Raw genomic sequence first — 18,158 nt, forward strand, 5'->3', positions numbered from 1 at the left:
TAAGCGGGAAACCGTTTAGTTCGAATTGAAATAAATCTAAATCGATATGCTAAGTTTGACTAGCACAGACTAGGGTTGCAGAGACATTAACAATCGTTTCTCATTTTTGGGCGGTGTTGCACGCACAAACTACACATGATATTGCTGTGAAATAGTTACCGTTAACCAAAAGAATTATTTTATGAAACGTTGCGCTTTTTTATCGATGGACAGCCTTGATGGCTTTTTTGCCTATGATTATATGTTGTTTGCCCCTCTAAAGGCTTACGGCTGGGAAGTCGAAGAAGTGTCCTGGCGCAAAGCCGATGTGGATTGGAACCAGTTTGATGTTGTGGTGGTGCGCAGTACCTGGGATTACCAACAAGATGCCAAGGCTTTTGTCAGTTGTTTGCAGCGCATAGATGCCTCAAGTGCCATACTGGCCAACAGTATGCAGTTGCTAATGTGGAATATTGATAAAGGTTATCTGAAAGATATTGCAGGCCAGGGCATTAACATTGTGCCTACTCGCTGGTTCGACACGTTTGACTTAGCCGATGTAGCCAAATCCTTTGCCCATTTTGCAGTCGAGGAGATTGTGCTTAAACCCACCGTTAGTGCCAACGCGGATCATACCTATCGTTTAAGCCAGGAACAGTTACTTGCCCAAAGTAAAGCGCTGAAAAAGGTGTTTAGCCAGCGGCCCTATATGGTGCAGCCATTTTTAACGGCTGTGGTGGAAGAGGGGGAATATTCATTATTTTATTTTAATGGCCACTATAGCCACTGCATTGTCAAACAACCCCAAACCGATGATTTTCGTGTGCAAGAAGAACATGGCGGACAGTTGACCTCGGTGCAAGCCACAGACGAAATGCTGACTCAGGCCAGGCATACCATGGCGGCAATGCCAGATGATGCCCTTTATGCCCGTATCGATTTACTCCGCTGTGGTGCTGAATTTGCAGTGATGGAAATTGAACTTATTGAACCCTCGTTATATTTTAATATGGATGAAAATGCCGCCCAACGGTTTGCCGATGCTTTTATCGAGTGTTTTGGTCAAGGTTAACAACGGTTTGGAAAAGGTAAAAAGGGGTCGGAGTGAATAAAACTGAAATTCACTCCGACCCCTTTTTCAGACCCCTTTTTCCTTTTTCAGGAGTTACTCGAGCATCAAGCAATAAGGTCCGGCATTTTTGACCATACGGGTAGAAATGGCGGTATTAAAACGTTGCACCCCGGGCAGCCGACTCAGGTTGGCCCTTAACAACTGGTCGAACGCATCGATGTCGCTGGCTAAGATTTCCAGCACATAGTCGAAATCTCCCGTTACCGCATGGCAGGAACGCACTGCAGGATGGGCCAGGATGGCCCGTTCGAAGGCTTGATAATGTTCGAAATTGACCACCACATGCACCAGCGCCCGGATCGACAGACCCAGGGCTTTGGGGTCAAGGTTGGCGCTATAACCCTGGATCACGCCGGATTGTTGTAATTCTTGCACCCGGTTCCAGCAGGGGGTTTTACTCAGGCCGATGGACTCACCAAGAGCGGCAAAGGATAACCTGCCATCTTGTTCGAGGTGCGAGACCAGTTTGAATGCGATAGGTTCTAAACTTTGTTTTATCATATTGCTATAATCCGGAACGTTGTTCTGAAAAAACGTGAATTTTCAGTATAAATGGAACAATGTTCAAAGGCGAGTGCACTAGCATAATAGCCATTATAATTTTATTGGATACTTGCACATGCCCCAAATTAGCGCTTATCAGCAGAAATACTTCGCCATGTTAGACCACCCCGAAATCCTCGATTACGGTACCTATTTAAATTGTGACCGTTTGCTGGCCTGTCAAAAACCCCTGAATGAATTATGTAACGGTGACGAATTACAATTTCAGATCGTGCATCAGATTGAAGAGCTGTGGATGAAATTAATCGTTTATACCCTGGTGGACGTGCTGGAATTCATGCAGCAACAAAATACCCACAGAGTGGTTACCTTGCTCAAACGAGTGCATATGATCCAGCGCATGATGACCCAACAACTGGATCTGTTAGAAAACATGTCACCCAAAGAATATCAGCAAATTCGTTTGCAACTGGGTAATGGTAGTGGTCAGGAATCGCCGGGTTTTCGTAGCCTGCTCAAACTGCCACCGGATCTGTGGGCCGAATTTAGCAGCCATTATCTGACCGGACGGGGCAAAACAGTGGAGAGTATCTATGACTCCCAATACGCCCATGATGACAGCTATGTGGTAGCCGAATCGCTGCTGGAATTTGATGAGCAGTTGCAGAAATTCCGCAGCAATCACTTGTTTTTAATTCAGCGCTCCATCGGCATGGGGTCAAAATCTCTCAAAGGTCGGGCGGTGGAACTGTTGCAAACCGGTGCTAAACATCGCTCGTTTCCAGAACTATGGGATATTCGCAGTGCCATGACAGATTCATGGGGCCAGGAATACGGTAAAGTTCGCGACTCTATTACTCCAAGCAAACCCCAATGCCCTTTTCATAAGGCCGCAGACGAGACGCTGGATTAACCATGCAGCAGTTATTCAATCTGCCCAAGGGCAACTATCTATTAAGCCATTCTGTGGGCTGCCTGCCAAAGTTAGCAGAGGCGCACTTGCAAACTAGTTATCTGGATACCTGGCGGGAGTTGGGCGGTGATGCCTGGCCTAAGTGGTTGGACATACTTCAGGCTTTTAATCAGCAATTGGCCGAATTGTTAGGGGGCAAAGCCACGCATTTTTGCCCTCAGGCCAATGTTTCAAGTGGTCTGTGCAAGTATTTGCAATCCTTGCCTGAGCTGCCACACAGCCAACAAAACACCGTGTTGATGCACGCCACAGCATTTCCCTCTATGGGATTTGTGGTGCAAGCGTTAAACAAGCTCGGTTATAGACTTAAATTAATTGATTTTCAGCTGGATGCAACAGATTTGCATGTATGGGATCAGCACTTTACCCCAGACGTAGCTGCTGTGCTGATCACCCATGTGCACTCTAATACGGGGGTGTTGTCCCCCGTGGCCCAAATCAGCCAGATGTGTGCTAATCAATCCGCCACACAACAGGGCAATGGCCAGAGGATCAAGGTGATGGTAGATGTGGCACAGTCCATTGGTGTCGTGCCTATTTCGCTAAGAGAGTGGCAGGCAGATGTGGTGCTCGGCTCCTGTGTTAAATGGTTATGTGGTGGACCGGGAGCAGGTTTTATGTGGCTCAACCCTAAATACCTGGGCGAACTTAAACCCGTAGATGTGGGCTGGTTTTCCCATCAAAATCCCTTCGAATTTGATATAGATCATTTTGCCTATGCAGGCGATGCCATGCGTTTTATGGGCGGTACCCCATCAATAGCGTCGTTTGCCTTGGCCCAGGGCAGTATCAAACAGATCCAGCAGTTGGGGGTGAAAAACATTCAAGTACACAATCGTGAGCTACAAAAAATTGTGTTTGAAGCGGCGCAACCTTATCTAATCCAAGATATAGCATTGGCCACTACAGGTGGCACCTTGTGCCTGTCTCTGGGTGAAAAACAAGCCGCCAAGTTAGAACAACAGTTGCGCCTGGCAGGCTACCTGTTCGATCGCCGGGAAAATACTCTGAGATTGTCGTTTCATATCTACAATACCCAGGAACAAGCCGCTCAGGTAGCTGAATTATTGCAAACCCTATAAACGCTCTGCGGGCGCCAGATTAGGGTTTGTTGGTACTAAGTTGACCATCGGGGTTAGACCCTAGCTTAAGTAACCTGCTTGCAAATTCTCCTTGAGTAAATCATTAGCTAGGAGCTCCGACCTTGCCATGGTTTTAATAAACTACCATTTAAACTTTCAGCTATTGATAGGCGACTAACTTCTGACCCAGGTTATATCATCATCAAAAAGGAATACTTGTTATGTACAAATTCACTGTGATTATCCTCACTGGTTTGGTGGCTTGGTTCATAAGTCAGTCCTTGTTTGCAGACTCAATACACCAAAACACCCATGAGACAAAAAAAGTAGTGCAGATGCAAGCCGGCGCACTAAACTCCATCTTGATTGACGCCGGAGCAGGAGAGTTATCCGTAGTCGGTAGCGACAGTACTCAAATCAAGGTAGAGGCCAAGATAGTTGGCGACGATTTGGCCCCTGACGACTACCAGCTAACTCTGGAAGAAAAGGACGGCAAAGTCGTGCTTTATGCTCACATTAAGCGAATCATACATGACGACCAACGTATTGATTTAGTCGTCAGTCTACCTGTCTCGATGGCGCTGGAAGTCAGGGATCGCTCAGGAGATATAGAAATTTCAGCCATGTCAGGGGGCCTGACAATTTTTGACCGCTCAGGGGACATCACATTAACTAACATCAGCGGAGCCACAAATGTTGATGATAGATCCGGTGATATATTGGTTGATGGCTTAACGGGCCCCTTACAAATTAATGATCGTTCCGGGGAGATAGTGTTAAAACACATAGAGGGTAATAGCAGCATAGTGGACCGCTCCGGCGATATTTTTGTCAAACATATGGCCGGCGATTTAAGCATCGAAGATACGTCCGGCGATATAAGGGTTAAAAAAGTTGCCGGTCTGGTGTCGGTAGATGACGGCTCCGGCAGTATAGACATTAAAGGCGCGGGCGACTTTAAATTACTGGGTGACGGCTCAGGGGACGTGACAGTGAAAAACCTTGTCAAACAGCCAAGTACCAACGCCAAAACCCGGATGTAGAATGGGGATTATCGGTATAAACGGATAAATTTTCAGCGTGAGATGGGCACTCAGGACATGCGCAGAGTGATCAAAGGGCCGCAATATAGGCTGTCTCTGGTACCGGAATTAAAAAAGCGCTTTATGCTCGGGGCACAAAGCGCTTTTTAGTTTGCTTCATCGCAGGTTAGATTAGCTCGATAGCGTAAATATTAAAACGCGTAACTGACACTAAAAGTGGCGGTTCTGGGCAATATATAGCGGCCATTAGGGGCACTAGGATTACGCGGATCACCTTCTGTTAACGCATCTTCATCGGTGATATTTTGCACGGCTAGTTCAAAGGTTAATCCTGAGTCGCCTTGTAAAATCAGTCCGATATCGAATTTCTCATATCCCTTTAATACCACTGTATTTTCATTATTAGAAAATCTGTCATCCACCATAGAAACTGTACCATACAAGGTGGCAAAGAAGTCTTTGAACTCAAAATCATAGCTTGGAGTCAAGCGAACTTGCCAACCTGGCTGACGCTGGGCTTCGTTGCCTTGGTTCGTGGGGCTTTCGGTGATTTCAGTTTCTTGGATAGTTGAATTGAGTGAAAGCGAGAAACCGTTGTCAGCAAAGTAGTTGGCGTCTATTTCAACCCCGTACGCTTCGTTAGTCAGGGTTTGAACCGGTGCGCCGGGTAAAGTTTGAAAGCGATCACCTTCTACTTCATTGTAAAAACCGGTGGCATATAGGGTGTAGTTAGATTCGGCTAACTTATAACCCAGCTCTAACTGCGTTACGTCTATGATCAAGTCGTCCCCTGACGAGAAGCTATCGAAGTTGTCACGCAAGTCATCAAAATACGGCATTTTACTGCCTTCGCTGTAACGTAAGAATACCCCTTGCTCACGCTGGAATTGCCAGTTTACGCCAGCGGTAAAAGCGACATCTGACTCATCATATTGAACGGCTTTAGTTATCACGCCGTCCAAGCCTTCATCAACTGTGTAGTCAATAGTGTGGTTTTCATCTCTAACACCCACATCTGCGGTGACTGTGTCACTCACCTTATATTCAAACGCAGCGTAAATCGCTTTGGTCGTGCCATCGCCTGTGGCATTGATATCGTAATTCCAACCACAGCTATCTTGGTTATCATTACAATCGATGCCAGTGAGGTTTTCGCCACCCGGGCGAATAACATGATAAGAGTGATTGCCTAAGCTCCACCAATCGTTAGATGAAAAATTTGCTACATACAAGCCTAACGATGTTTTAAATTTGTCTGTTTGTTTGGTGATCGCCACATCATTAGTAAATGATTCAATGTCTTTGCGCACCACCCAGCGACCAATTTGCTGAACTAGGGTATCGCCGCTATAGACTTCACCTGTCACAGCGCCCGTGGCCGATACGCCATTGTCGGCCACACTTGATAGCAAAGCGGGATCGCCATTTGGCACTAAGCCCAGGGTGTCCGCATCACCGGCAAGATGGGCAAAGCGGTCAACAAATGTCCAGCCGTCGCCAAATTCTAGATTCACGCTACCGCCGCTGACGGTACCTTTCCAACCACGCCCTTCGCCAAAGTCCATAGATTCAGATGTGCCATCAGGCCCATATTGTATAGTGGCTTGGCGGTTCAAGGTGCCGATTTGGGTATAACTATTATCAACTCCATCAACTAGTGGTGTAGGTAGGTACCAGGCGCCATGATCGTCTGTACTACGGGTAAAGAAGTTGATCTTGCCATTGTCTAATATCTTGGTGATATTCAGGGTGAACTGATTACCTTTTTCAGAATTAAAACCGGCGTCACGGATCCCCGGGCTTTGCTGGACGTAGCCGCCAAACATAAAGTATAAATCTTCGGCGAGTTTGCCTGAAACCACCGCATCTATGCGCTGTAAGTCGTAATCTGAGGTTGAATACTTGATTGAGCCTTCGGTTTCATCCGAACCTTCTTTGAGCAAGAAGTTGGTGGTTAAACCGGGTTGACCGCTCGATACCACAGAGGCGGGACCGCCACGCAAAGCATCAACAATATCAATGGTTTCATCGATACGGAACAACGACGAGTTTTCTAAAAACGACAGGGTCGAGGGCGGGAAAATGGGCACGCCCTGGACTTGCAAGGTTAGAAACGGAGCATCGCCGCCGCCAGGGAATCCACGCACAAATACGTTGGCCCCGGCCACACCACCTGAGCTTTCTGACCAAACGCCTGGTATCGCCTTAAATAGATCAGCGGTGCTCTTTGGTGCGAGTTTTTTGATATCCGCAGCGCTGATGAGGGTTGTTGCATAACTGGCTTCGACTTTGCGTACAGCGGTACCACTTGCGCTACCTGTGACAACTATCTGTTCTATAAAATTGTTTTCATCTTTTTTGTCTTGCTCCGTTTCTTGTTGTGCAAAAGCCACACCTGGCAACATAAGCGCCAACGAAACACTTAATGCGAGAGAATTCTGTTTGTGTGTTGTTAAATTCATGAGCGTACCCATTGAGTTATTAGTGTGTTGTAAACGGTATGTAAAAATGTTTGATTTAATTAGAAATTTGTTGGTCTTTAGATCAGTCGTGAGGATGTAGTCTTAAGGGAAAACGATTACACTAGGGTTAAAAGATTTCATTGATAATGCGCAGAACACCCCTTCGTGTTGTAAATTTTAAAGCCCAATACCGCATATTTTAATTTAGGTAATAGTTTGAAAAATAACAAAAAATTGACCTTAAACGATCTGGGCAACCTTGCCGGTGTATCGACTTCTACAGTTTCACGTGCACTGAGTGACAACCCGCTGATTAAAAAAGAAACCCGGGTGCGCATTCAGGCATTAGCTAAGCAGCACAATTTCAGCCTTAACAAGGCGGCGAGTCGTTTACGCACCCAAAAGACCAAAGTCGTTGCGGTTATTCTTAACCTGATAGACCATACAGAGCAGAGCATCAGTGATCCTTTTTTGTTAAAAACCGTCGCTGATTTGAACCAGGCCCTGAACAGCAAAGGCTATGATTTATTGCTGTCTAATTCTTTTATGGCGACGGACAACTGGGCCAATTACTTTATCAACAGTCAACGAGCGGACGGGTTGATCGTGGTGGGGCAGGGAAAAAGTGATCTAAAAGTGCAGGAAGTGGCCGCGTCTGGCGTGCCTATGGTGGTGTGGGGCGATCCTAGAATAGATTCGAATTATCCTATTGTGGGCAGTAACAATCGACTTGGCGGAGAGCTTGCCACAGAGCACTTGCTCGAAGGCGGCTGTAAAAATATTATATTTTTGGGCGACCCTGAGCATATGGAGATGACCGGACGATATCGAGGTTATCAAGACGCGCTGGAAAAACATGGTGTCACGTTTGACCCTGCATTTACCGTGGCCATCGACCTCACCAGTCGCGCAGCATATGACAAAGTCAGTGAGTTGATTTTAACTAAAGGGCTATTCTTTGACGGCATAGTGGCGTGCAGTGATATGGTAGCATTAGGGGCAATGCGCGCCTTGAAAGAGCGATATATTGGTATTCCAGGTGATGTGGGGATCATTGGCTTTGATGATATCTTAATGGCCGAACTGTCGTATCCATCATTAACAACAATTAAACAAAATACCCAACTCGCGTCTCAAATTATGGTGGATAAGCTTATCGCCCAATTTGACGGCCAAAAAGTCGACTCATCCGTGGTGAATATTGTATTAATTGCTCGTCAGTCGACCAAACACAACCTATGAAATACACGATTTAAGAGGTTTTCTTCGCTGTTGCAAACGTTTGCATTTTCTTAACGTACGTTTTACACTTCGCTGTAATCACCCAAACGTAGACCTAAACTATGAATCGAATGCTGACCATTGTTGCTATATCACTGTGTTATTTTGTGTTTGCCGTTTTGCTGAACAGTGTGGGAACGGTGATCCTGCAATCGATCACCAGTTTCGATATCTCAAAAACCAATGCGAGTACTTTAGAGGGCTTTAAAGATCTCTCCATCGCTTTTGTTTCATTCTTCGTCGCCTCATTCATTCCCAGGATTGGTTATCAGATAGCCTTATGTTTGGGCCTTGTTTTGGTCGCAGTGGTGTGTTTGTTAACACCATTATTTGCCGAATTTTTCTTTATTAAAATCCTTTTCGCGACTATTGGTACCGCGTTTGCGTTGGTCAAAATATCCGTCTACTCCCTTATAGGTCAGTTAAGCGCTGATACAAAAAGTCATTCGTCACTGATGAACACAGTAGAAGGCATCTTTATGGTTGGTGTGCTCACCGGCTATTGGGTATTCAGCGGCTTTATTAACCCACAAAATCCGGCCTCTCTTGAGTGGCTCAATGTGTATTATTTGCTGGGTGGGTTAATCTCGTTAGCAGCGGTTTTTGTTTATTTTACTCCCATTGAACGTGTGGCTTATGTACGAAGTGAGACAGGGGCATTCAGTGAATTTCTGGATATGCTCAAACTTACTTATCAGCCTTTGGTACTCATTTTTGTTATTTCTATTTTCCTGTATGTGCTGGTGGAGCAAGGCATAGGTTCTTGGTTACCTACCTTCAACCGCGAAGTGTTAGGCCTACCGGTTAATATCAGTATTCAACTCACCAGTATTTTTGCCGCAATGATCGCGATTGGTCGCTTGTTGGCTGGACTCTTATTACGATTTATACCTTGGTACGTATTCATCAACGGTTGTCTAGTCATGATGTTTTTAACCATACTGTTGACCCTACCTATGGCAGACCAACCTCATCACACTGTCGTTAATGGTATATTTGATGCACCACTTGCCGCTTATTTATTGCCAGCAATAGGTTTATTCATGGCGCCAATTTATCCTTTAATTAACTCCGTCATGTTAAGTGCGTTACCTAATCAGCAACATGCAAAGATGACCGGTCTTATCGTTATCTTTTCAGCCCTAGGGGGCACGTTAGGCTCTATTTTAACCGGCATCATATTTGATAAATTCGGCGGTCAACATGCCTTTTATATGTCACTTATCCCCATAGTGATGATTATTATCAGTCTGTATTTGTTTAGAAGACTCTCGGCCCAGCCGCGTAAAAACACCCTTCAAGGAGCGTAAAAATAATGCATCAGTCCTCCTCTTTTGATCACCCAAGTATTGCCTTTTTCGATAGTGCGTTATTCAAACGTATACAACTTGAGGGGTTATTTAATGACAGTAAAACCATTTGCGATGCCTTGCCAATAAGTAGTTGGCAAAAAGTTCTCGCGCAATACGACCTAAGCAAAAATGATGCAGATTTTTCCCTTTGTGAGTTTGTTAATAGTCATTTTCGGCTACCAGAAGAAATTCTATTAAATGATAGAGGTCTAAAGCCAACGCTTAATTCTTACATTAACGATTTATGGCCGAAGTTGACTCGCTCGCCAGATAGTCACCAAAAGAACAGTACCTTATTGGCGCTGCATCATCCGTACATTATACCTGGCGGACGTTTTAGGGAGATATATTACTGGGACAGCTATTTTACTGCACTGGGATTAAAGCAGTCAGGTCATACTGATTTGATTCACTCCATGGTGCTGAATTTTATCGATTTACAAGATACGTTTGGCTGCATACCTAACGGTAATCGTAGTTATTACTACTCGCGCTCGCAGCCACCTGTGCTGGCCATGATGGTTGACCTGTGTGTCGATAATACTGAGTCAGTCGATAGTGAATTTATCAGGCGTTGTCTGGATGGAATGGAAAAAGAACATCGCTTTTGGATGCGCGGCGAAAATCAACTACAAGACGTTGGCGAGGCTTATCATCGTGTGGTGAAAATGCCCTGCGGCGCATCGTTGAATCGTTATTGGGATAATTTGGCGACGCCGCGCAGTGAGTCTTATTTGGAAGATGTTGAATTAGCTGCCGAGTTTTCACCCCAGCAGCGCCCTGAATTTTATCGCAATATTCGGGCAGCTTGTGAGTCGGGCTGGGATTTCAGTTCCCGTTGGTTGGCAGATGAAAGCGAACTGTCATCTATTCAAACGACCCACATTGTACCGGTCGATTTAAATTGCCTGTTGTATCAATTAGAAGCAACCCTTGGTAAGTATCACAAAATGTTAAACCAGGATACACAGGCGGCAGCATTTCAAACGCGCGCCGACAACCGCCGAGAAGCCATAAATCGTTACTTTTGGTTGTCGGAAAAACACTTTTATTTTGATTATCACTTTGGGCAACAAACGGCGCTGGCTGTGCGCTCGCTGGCGGCAGCCTTGCCGTTATTTGTGAACATTGCAAGCGAGGAGCAAGCCACAAACGTGAAAAATGCGCTTACATCTGAGTTCTTAACTGACGGCGGTTTAGTGACCACGTTGAATACTACCGCTCAGCAGTGGGATTCGCCAAATGGTTGGGCGCCGTTGCAGTGGTTTTCTGTGATGGGGTTGCGCAACTATGGCTATTTCGCCGACGCCGCTGACATTATGCAACGCTGGCTAGAAACCGTTGATTTACAGTTCGTGAAAAGCGGCAACATCATGGAAAAATACGACGTTCGATCCCTCGATAGTTTAGCCGATGGTGGTGAGTATGATGTGCAACATGGGTTCGGTTGGACCAATGGCGTGACCCTGGCATTTTATGATCTGTTAGCCAGGTAAATGCTTTAACGATATGAGCGTTGTCATCGCGGTTCTAAATAACAAAAAAACCATGAGCTTAAGGGCTAACACCGAGTTGAGGGATAGAAGATAAAGCTAGAATGGTAAATCACAGGTTGCATGGACCTTGGGGTTTATCGGGCACGAAGGGTAAAAACAAGATTGGTTGATAGTTAGATGTTGTGGTAGGTATGATGTTTCTGTAGTGTGAAAAAATAAGCCGATAATGAGAGTTACAATGCTTGTTTACTTCAAAGATATGATTGTGAGGCCTGCTTTATGTCTAGGTGTTTTGTTGGTGCTAGTGAGCTCTTGCAGTCAAATAAGGCATTCAGAAAATACGTTAACCAAACCTAATGTGGTCGTCATCTTAGTTGACGATTTGGGCTACGCCGACATCAAAGCCTTCAATCCTGATACCTTTTACGATACGCCCAATGTTGATAAACTTGCTGAGAAAGGTATTAAATTTGTCAACGGATATGCAGCCAATCCGGTATGTAGTCCTTCCAGATATGCCGTGCAGACCGGTAGGTATCCGACCCGAGCGAATACTACGGATTGGTTTCACCCTCACAACAAACCGTCTAGAACAGCAAGTTTTGCACCAGCCGAATTCGAACAGGTTCTGCCGCATGAAGAATACACCATTGCTGAAGCGTTTAAGCAAAACGGTTATAAAACGGCATTTTTAGGCAAGTGGCATTTAGGCGAGCCCGCAAACTATTGGCCTGAGCACCACGGCTTTGATGTGAATATTGGCGGAACTAAAAATGGTCATCCTGCGGGCGGTTATTTCTCGCCCTATAAAAATGCCAGGCTAACGGACGGCCCAAATGGCGAATACCTGACAGAGCGTTTAACTAACGAAGCTATTTCTCTCGTTGATGGCTATGCAAAAGAACAGTCTCCATTTTTTATGTTACTAGCGTTCTACACCGTGCATACACCTTTGCAAGCACCATCAGGGGCAGTTGATAAATATCAGCAAAAAGCGGCCACCTTAGCTAACGCTCCTTTATTTGAATTGGAAGAGCAAGTTTGGCCTACCGACGAAGAACGTCAGGTTAGAGTCGTTCAAAATAATCCGACCTATGCGGCTATGGTTAACCAAATGGATACACAGGTAGGCCGACTTTTGAATAAGTTGGATCAAGTAGGCGTAGCTGACAATACCATTATTGTTTTTACTTCTGACAACGGCGGATTGTCTACGGCAGAAGGTTCACCTACCGCAAATTTACCATTAAGAGGCGGGAAAGGTTGGTTGTACGAAGGTGGAATAAAAGTGCCCTTTATTATCAAATTGCCACACTCTAAAGCGAATTCCAGAACTTTGTCAGAACCCGTAATATCAACCGATCTATATCCGACATTACTCAGTGCTGCAAATCTCCATTTACAACCGCAACAACACGTAGATGGCATAGATTTGACATTATTTACTGACTCTACCGACAGAGCCAGTTTTTCTCAGCGACCGCTTTATTTTCATTATCCACATTATTCCAATCAAGGCGGTTTTCCCGGTGCGGCCATTAGACAAGGAGACTGGAAATTGATCGAACGGTTCGAAGATGGAAAATTTCAGTTATACAATCTGCTCGATGACATCGGTGAGCGGACAGATTTGTCTGAGGTCATGTCAGATAAAGCTAAGGAGCTGCGCACTAAACTGCACCAATGGTACTTGGAGACCGATGCCCGATTTTTAAATCCGCTGAATGGTCAGATCCCTTGGTCACCTCAATTAGCGTTTAAAGATCAAGATTAATTGCCTGAGCAAAACTATACACATAACAGAGATAAACTAGACGTTTATCTTTCGCAGCGACCACTAAATGCGCCAATTCTTGTCCACTTTCACGGTGGAGGCCTAACTTCTGGCAGTAAAGAGCGGGGCTCGAGAGAATATTCTATAGCCTTTGCTAAACAAGGGCTCTGTGTTGTCGTGCCTAATTATCGACTGGCCCCAGAGCACCCGTTTCCCGCGCAAATAAATGATGCTTCTGCGGCTGTTGCTTGGGCGATGCAATTTCGCTCCCACGATTGACCCCGGCGGGATAATGGGTGACCCCATTGATTTCACTGTTTTTGATATAGCTAAAAAAAATAGTCTATAATACACAGAACTATTTACCTCCGCCTTGTTTGTTTTACTTGTGACCCCATCTCTGCAACTGCTTTTTTGCAAATCAAAAACCGATTCAACCTTTGGTTAAACCTTAGGTTATGTGAGATTTTTAGCTATTTAATCGGTTTTTGGTTAAAGGCCGTAAAAAGCGGACGCAGAAGTTAAGCACTGGCCGAACTTCGCTACCCAAATAGTGCGCGACTCCCTGCTGTAAACATAACTATGCATTCAATATCAGCCATACTAAACATAAACTGACACCATATTAATTAAGCGTGTGTTGCTCACGCCAAACGAGGATCTAATTTAATGCGCTTCCTTAAGCCTTATTTATTAACAACAATACTCTTAATCCTAGTTACTGCCTGCTCTAAGCAACCCGAGCAAAAAGCATCGACACCGCAAGCTTTGTCTGTTGAAGTGGCCGTTCCGATTAATGCTGTGATCACCCAATGGGATGAATACACAGGGCGTTTCGATGCCACACAACAAGTGGATATTCGCGCACGTGTTAGCGGCTACTTAGACAAAGTCAATTTTAAAGATGGCCAAATAGTTAAAAAAGGCGATGTGCTTTTTGTGATTGATCAACGTTCTTTTAAAATCGCCTTACAAAGCGCCGAATCTCAATTTTCCTTGGCGAAAAAAGAGTTGGATAGAGGTAACGACTTACGCAAAAAAAATTCTCTTTCACAAGAAGAAGTCGATCGCCGCCAAAACGAATATGACATGGCCCAAGCCAATGTCGAAAATGCCAAACTCGATTTAGAGTTTACCGAAGTTAAATCACCTATTAATGGTGTGGTTTCTCGGGATTTAATCAACGAAGGTAACCTGATTAATGGCACAGCAACCAACGCGACCCTGTTGACTAATGTGGTTTCAATCGATCCCATTCATTTTTATTTCGACGCAGGTGAGCGTGATTTACTGCGCTATATTCGCTTGAGCCAATCAAATAAACGCGAAAGCTCGCGCAGTGCATCGAACCCTGTGAAAATTCGCCTACAAGACGAAAAAGATTTCACTCATACCGGTGTGATGGACTTTGTTGACAACCAAATCGATCAAAACACAGGCACCATAGTCGGCCGAGCGATCCTGGACAACCCAGGCGGATTTATTCTGCCAGGTTTATTTGGCCGCATTCGGTTATTGTCAGAGCAGGACGTTGAAAAGATCCTTATCCCCGATGCTATTATCGGCACGGACCAATCACGCAAATTTGTGTTTGTCGTCAATGACGAGGGTAAAGTGGATCGTAAGTTTGTCACCTTGGGTAAATTGCACACTAATGAACTGCGCGTAATTGAATCAGGCTTAACAACAAATGACCGCATGATACTGAATAACTTAATGCGTGCTCGTCCTGGTACGCCAGCGGACGCCAAAGAAGTTGACCTTTCCAGCCAATATTCGCTGTAAGGGGAGACAAAAATGAATATATCGCATTTCTTTATCGACCGCCCGAAGTTCGCTTCGGTACTGGCTATTATCGTGCTTATCATAGGCAGTTTGGCCTATTTTAGTTTACCCATTGAGCAGTATCCGCAAATCGCTCCACCGACGATACAAGTTGCCGCTTCATATCCCGGTGCAAGTGCAGAGGTCGCGGCCAAAACGGTAGCCACGCCGTTAGAGCAACAAATTAACGGCGTGGAGAACATGTTGTACATCTCATCCCAATCAACCGCTGATGGGCGAGTGACTCTTACGGTCACCTTTAAACTGGGTACTGATTTGGACAACGCCCAAGTACAGGTACAAAACCGCGTCGCCATTGCAGAGCCTAGACTACCGGAAACAGTGCGTCGCTTAGGCATAACCACTAAGAAAAACTCACCGGATTTGATGTTGGTAGTCAATATGTACTCGCCAAATGGCACGTACGACCAAACGTATATTGCCAACTATGCGTCCTTGCAAATTCGTGATCAGCTTTCTCGTATCGACGGTGTGGGCGATATTTTACTGTTCGGCGCCAGTCAATATTCCATGCGGGTTTGGCTTGACCCAGACATCATTGCCTCTTTAGATATGACCGCTTCAGAGGTAATAACCGCACTGCGGGGGCAAAATATCCAGGTCGCCAGTGGTACCCTGAACCAGGCTCCAGTCGAGGCTGGGCAAACTGCATTCGAGCTCAATGTTCAAACCCAGGGCCAATTGATAGAGCCACAAGAGTTTGAAAGTGTCATCATTAAAAATCAAGGCGGCAAGATTGTTCGTTTACGTGATGTGGGCCGGGTTGAACTTGGCGCAGAGAGCTACAGCACGCGTGGCTATTTAGGCGATAAAAAAGCCGTGGCTATGCCTGTGTTCCAGCGCCCCGGATCAAACGCCATTGAAACGGCCGATGCCATTAAAGCGGCCATGGTTGAGGTGGGGAAACACTTTCCACCGGATTTAACTTACAAAATAGCTTACAACCCAACTAATTTTATCAGCGAGTCGATCACCGCAGTTGAGCACACCATATATGAAGCCATCGCCTTAGTAGTCTTGGTTATCATGGTTTTTTTACAAAACTGGCGAGCGGCCCTTATTCCGATTATCGCTATTCCTATTTCCCTGGTCGGTACTTTCGCTTTCCTCAGTGTCCTAGGGTTCTCACTGAATAACCTGACCTTGTTCGGCTTAGTGTTGGCCATCGGCATTGTGGTGGATGACGCAATCGTTGTGGTAGAGAACATGGAACGTTTAATGGCCCAAGGCATGCGGCCGTTAAAAGCGGCCCGCCAAACGATGACAGAAGTAGGTGGTGCAGTCTTAGCTATAGGGTTGGTATTGGTAGCGGTTTTCTTACCCACAGCTTTTGTGGAGGGTATCTCAGGCCAATTTTATAGCCAGTTTGGTATCACCATTGCCGTAGCAACGCTCATCTCGGTATCGGTATCGTTGATCCTAAGCCCAGCGATTGCAGCTGTTTTATTTAAGCCCCATAAAGACGAGTCAGAAAAAAGCGGCACGTTCCATTATCTGTCGGGGAAATTCAACCGAGCAATGGACAGAACGTCAGACAAGTATGCGACATTAGTTGCAAAGCTTGTTCGTCGTGGAGGCTTGATGTCATTGGTATACGTGCTGCTGATGGGCTTTACCCTGTACATGTTTAGCATAGTGCCCAGAGGTTTTATTCCCGCACAAGATCAGGGTTACCTTATCGTTGGTGTTCAATTGCCCGCAGGGGCGTCCTTGTCACGCACCGATGCTGTAGTGCAAGAGGCGGTGGACAAGCTGCTTGGCATAGATGGGGTTGAAAACGCCGTTGCCTTCGCGGGTTTCTCAGGAGCTACCTTTACAAACGCGACTAATGCAGCCGCAATATTCACCATAATGAAGTCATTTGATGAACGCGCCGAATTGGGGATCACCTTTGATGATGTATTGGGCCAAGCCCGGGCTCAGATGGGCGCTATCGACGATGCAAATGTGGTGGTCATTCCACCGCCACCTGTTCGTGGTATCGGCAGTGGTGGCGGCTTTAAGATGATGCTCGAAGACCGAGGCGGTCGAGGTTTACCAGCCTTAGAACAAGCGATGTGGCAACTAGCAGGGGCGGCCAACCAAGAGCCTGCCACCACTTCAGTCTTTAGCTTCTTCGAAACCAGCACGCCCCAGCTATATGCAGACATAGACAGGGAACGGGTAGAGCGTTTAGGTGTATCGGTTTCTGATGTGTTTAGTGCACTGGAAATCTATTTAGGCAGTGCTTTTGTCAATGATTTTAGTTACCTGGGGAGAACATTCCGGGTTACCGCTCAAGCCGATGCGCCTTATAGAATGGAACCAGACGACATAGGTCGCATTCGTGTACGTAATTCAGGCGGTGAAATGGTTCCCCTAAGTTCAGTGGCCACGTTCGAATATCGTTCAGGGCCGTCCCGTGTGCCAAGATACAACTTGTATCCTGCGGCAGATTTAATTGGCAGCACTGCGCCGGGCTTTAGCTCAGGTGAAGCCATCGCCACAATGGAGCGATTGGCAGCGCAAATTCTACCTGAGGGTATTACCTATGAATGGACCGAACTTGCCTATCAAGAACAGCAATCAGGTAACACAGGTATTTTGGCATTCGGCTTTGCCGTTATATTTGTATTCCTGTTGTTAGTGGCCTTGTACGAAAGTTGGACCTTGCCCTTATCGGTTATCTTAATTGTTCCCATGTGTTTACTCAGCGCTATCACTGGTGTGCACTTAATGGGCTTGGATAACAACATTTTGACCCAGGTCGGTTTAATTGTGTTGGTTGGTTTGGCTAGTAAAAACGCCATTCTGATAGTGGAATTCGCTCGTCATCGTGAACATGAAGGCGCAGGTTTATATGAAGCGGCAAGTGACGCTGCCAAATTACGGTTACGGCCTATTCTGATGACATCATTCGCCTTTATCCTGGGTGTGTTACCGCTTGCGGTAGCCACCGGTGCCGGAGCTGAGATGCGCCAAGCTCTGGGGGTGGCAGTATTCAGTGGTATGTTAGGTGTAACCTTCTTTGGTTTGATATTCACCCCTGTGTTTTACGTACTGATGCGTAAATTATCTATGCTGGTAAAAGGCCAGAAGCTCGATGAAATGGGCCGGGTACCGGTAACCGAGAGGGGGTAACGGGAAGAGGCTACTCAAGTAACAATAAAAAGGCCTAACTAGGGCCTTTCTATTTTTTGCTTCATCCTTGCATGCGGGTGTTGTAGTGCAAGGCCTCCAGCGGGATAAGCTCGAA

Annotated in this window: 13 protein-coding genes; 11 read left to right on the top strand and 2 right to left on the bottom strand. The window is 45.9% G+C overall.

Annotated elements, in window-relative coordinates:
- Nucleotides 1-181: 181 nt before the first annotated feature.
- A complete protein-coding gene (locus AC3RV5_RS02060) occupies nucleotides 182-1,051 on the top strand; it encodes an ATP-grasp domain-containing protein (protein ID WP_489730341.1) in 870 nt (289 codons plus the stop codon).
- A 93-nt stretch (nucleotides 1,052-1,144) separates the two neighbouring features.
- Here the strand turns inward: AC3RV5_RS02060 and AC3RV5_RS02065 are convergent, their stop codons facing one another.
- On the bottom strand, nucleotides 1,145-1,612 hold the full coding sequence (locus AC3RV5_RS02065; RefSeq protein WP_489730342.1) for an Lrp/AsnC family transcriptional regulator: 468 nt from the start codon (nucleotides 1,610-1,612) through the stop codon (nucleotides 1,145-1,147).
- A gap of 118 nt (nucleotides 1,613-1,730) precedes the next feature.
- On the opposite strand from AC3RV5_RS02065, the gene AC3RV5_RS02070 reads away from it, so the two are divergent.
- From AC3RV5_RS02070 to AC3RV5_RS02080, 3 genes are all read left to right on the top strand, one after another.
- Nucleotides 1,731-2,528 carry a tryptophan 2,3-dioxygenase family protein gene (locus tag AC3RV5_RS02070; RefSeq protein ID WP_489730343.1) on the top strand — a complete coding sequence of 266 codons (798 nt, stop codon included), beginning with the start codon at nucleotides 1,731-1,733 and terminating at the stop codon, nucleotides 2,526-2,528.
- A 2-nt stretch (nucleotides 2,529-2,530) separates the two neighbouring features.
- Complete coding sequence (locus AC3RV5_RS02075) at nucleotides 2,531-3,670, top strand: aminotransferase class V-fold PLP-dependent enzyme (protein WP_489730344.1); 1,140 nt, start codon at nucleotides 2,531-2,533, stop codon at nucleotides 3,668-3,670.
- A gap of 221 nt (nucleotides 3,671-3,891) precedes the next feature.
- Complete coding sequence (locus tag AC3RV5_RS02080; RefSeq protein ID WP_489730345.1) at nucleotides 3,892-4,713, top strand: DUF4097 family beta strand repeat-containing protein; 822 nt, start codon at nucleotides 3,892-3,894, stop codon at nucleotides 4,711-4,713.
- Nucleotides 4,714-4,904: 191 nt separating this feature from the next.
- Here the strand turns inward: AC3RV5_RS02080 and AC3RV5_RS02085 are convergent, their stop codons facing one another.
- Complete coding sequence (locus AC3RV5_RS02085; RefSeq protein WP_489730346.1) at nucleotides 4,905-7,175, bottom strand: TonB-dependent receptor; 2,271 nt, start codon at nucleotides 7,173-7,175, stop codon at nucleotides 4,905-4,907.
- Between the two features lie 216 nt (nucleotides 7,176-7,391).
- On the opposite strand from AC3RV5_RS02085, the gene AC3RV5_RS02090 reads away from it, so the two are divergent.
- From AC3RV5_RS02090 to AC3RV5_RS02120, 7 genes are all read left to right on the top strand, one after another.
- Nucleotides 7,392-8,417 carry a LacI family DNA-binding transcriptional regulator gene (locus tag AC3RV5_RS02090; protein ID WP_489730347.1) on the top strand — a complete coding sequence of 342 codons (1,026 nt, stop codon included), beginning with the start codon at nucleotides 7,392-7,394 and terminating at the stop codon, nucleotides 8,415-8,417.
- A gap of 110 nt (nucleotides 8,418-8,527) precedes the next feature.
- Nucleotides 8,528-9,766, top strand: a complete 1,239-nt coding sequence (locus tag AC3RV5_RS02095; RefSeq protein WP_489730348.1) for an MFS transporter — start codon at nucleotides 8,528-8,530, stop codon at nucleotides 9,764-9,766.
- A gap of 5 nt (nucleotides 9,767-9,771) precedes the next feature.
- Nucleotides 9,772-11,304, top strand: coding sequence for an alpha,alpha-trehalase TreF (gene treF, locus AC3RV5_RS02100; RefSeq protein WP_489730349.1), 1,533 nt, complete (start codon nucleotides 9,772-9,774; stop codon nucleotides 11,302-11,304).
- 298 nt (nucleotides 11,305-11,602) lie between these two features.
- Entirely contained in the window at nucleotides 11,603-13,078 is a 1,476-nt protein-coding gene (locus tag AC3RV5_RS02105) for a sulfatase (protein WP_489730350.1), read from the top strand.
- Nucleotides 13,079-13,357 (top strand): alpha/beta hydrolase, encoded by a 279-nt coding sequence (locus tag AC3RV5_RS02110; RefSeq protein WP_489730351.1) that lies wholly within the window; start codon nucleotides 13,079-13,081, stop codon nucleotides 13,355-13,357.
- 390 nt (nucleotides 13,358-13,747) lie between these two features.
- Nucleotides 13,748-14,863, top strand: coding sequence for an efflux RND transporter periplasmic adaptor subunit (locus AC3RV5_RS02115; protein WP_489730352.1), 1,116 nt, complete (start codon nucleotides 13,748-13,750; stop codon nucleotides 14,861-14,863).
- Nucleotides 14,864-14,875: 12 nt separating this feature from the next.
- Nucleotides 14,876-18,043 carry an efflux RND transporter permease subunit gene (locus tag AC3RV5_RS02120; RefSeq protein ID WP_489730353.1) on the top strand — a complete coding sequence of 1,056 codons (3,168 nt, stop codon included), beginning with the start codon at nucleotides 14,876-14,878 and terminating at the stop codon, nucleotides 18,041-18,043.
- Nucleotides 18,044-18,158: the final 115 nt, after the last annotated feature.

Source organism: Paraglaciecola sp. IT1134, assembly GCF_058068185.1.